The 1395-nt window shown below is 47.2% G+C and carries 1 protein-coding gene and 1 pseudogene; both read right to left on the bottom strand.

The genetic code is table 11. From position 1 onward, the window contains the following. Positions 1 to 277, bottom strand: a pseudogene (locus J07HQW2_RS18005) (branched-chain amino acid ABC transporter permease); the annotation flags it as partial. Beyond that, on the bottom strand, positions 274 to 1380 hold the full coding sequence (locus J07HQW2_RS06640; RefSeq protein WP_048075182.1) for a branched-chain amino acid ABC transporter permease: 1107 nt from the start codon (positions 1378 to 1380) through the stop codon (positions 274 to 276). The pseudogene J07HQW2_RS18005 and the gene J07HQW2_RS06640, both read right to left, overlap by 4 nt. Between the last annotated feature and the right edge of the window lie 15 nt (positions 1381 to 1395).

The following is a 1395-nucleotide window of genomic DNA, read 5'->3' as shown; positions in this document are numbered from 1 at the left end:
TAACATAGATCCCGACAGCCATGAACCCAACAATCCCAATATTAAATAATCCAGTGTAACCCCAGTGTAGATTCAATGCAAGGGCAAGCATTGCAAAGACGCCGATATAGAATGTCAGAACGGCGATTGTATTTAATTGACCACGAAGTGAGTAGCCAAGTCCCATTCCAATGAGCACATACGCAAGATATGTTGCAGCAAGTGTAGTGAGGATAATCCCGGCATCCCCTCCTGGGATCCGTCGAGTGAGCGTATCAGGGAGTGTTGTTGCACTCATGCAGTTGACCTCCCGGAAAAAATACCAGATGGTTTCACAAGAAGAATCACGATCATCATCAAAAACGCGGCTGCACGGGCAAATGCTGATGGAATCCAAATCACTGAGACAGATGCCGTCAGCCCAATCACTAATCCGCCAATGATTGCGCCATAAATTGATCCAATCCCACCGAGAATGACGGCTGCAAAGATTAGCAGAAGGAGTAACCACCCATCATTGAATCCAAGCGTTCCTTTCCAGAGAATGAACATATATCCTGCAATCCCGGTCAGACCACCACCAACAACCCAGACTGACCGAACAACCCGCTCTGTTGGAATTCCCGTCACACGAGCGAGATCCTCATTATCAGACATTGCTCGCATAGCCTTTCCGAGTTTACTTCGTTGTAACAGTAGATGCACGCCAATCATCAATGCCCCCCCAACAAGCACAAGCACTGCATCATGGGTATTGACTCGAACGACGCCGTCAATGAAATACAACGACAGGGATGCTGGTTGATTTGTTGTCCCGCGAACGCTAGGTCCGAAAATAAACTGCATCAAATATCGAAGAGCGAATGCAACTCCAACGCTTGTGATGAGCAGTGTAATTCCACCTTTATCACGAATTGGTTTGAATGCAATCTTATCGACTGCAAGTGCAAGTCCAATTGCTACAATGCCAGCAACGACAATACCCGCAATAATCGCAAATGGCGTTCCAGTAATATTAATTCCGAGTGTTCCACCAAAAACTGATCCGCCGGCGCCGACTAATAGTAACGCACCGATATCTGCCCGACCGAATCCAGCAATGAGATACGTCGTTGCCCATCCGGAGAAAGCTCCAGCAGTGATATAATCTCCATGTGCAAAATTAGCGAAATTTAGAATACTGTATGTCATCGAAAGACCGATTCCGGCAAGTCCAATCACAAGCCCACGCATCAATCCATCCCATACAAGTGAGCCGAAACTGCTGAATGTTATCTGCCCAGACGTGAGTCGTCCCGCAAGATCAAAAAGTAATATGAATCCAATGACTGCGAGGAGAATGGACCCGGGTCGGGCGAACGCAAATTGTCGGCCACGTGTGTATGTCTCGGCGATACCCATTAATAATTGTCCTCA

Source organism: Haloquadratum walsbyi J07HQW2 (assembly GCF_000415985.1).
Lineage (GTDB): Archaea > Halobacteriota > Halobacteria > Halobacteriales > Haloferacaceae > Haloquadratum > Haloquadratum walsbyi_B.
Note: the sequence above shows the minus strand (reverse complement) of the source record. Positions and strands in the feature narration are given on the sequence as shown.

Excerpts from the sequence above, each read along its gene's own strand:
- J07HQW2_RS06640 (WP_048075182.1), bottom strand. The coding sequence starts at position 1,380 with ATGGGTATCGCCGAGACATACACACGTGGCCGACAATTTGCGTTCGCC.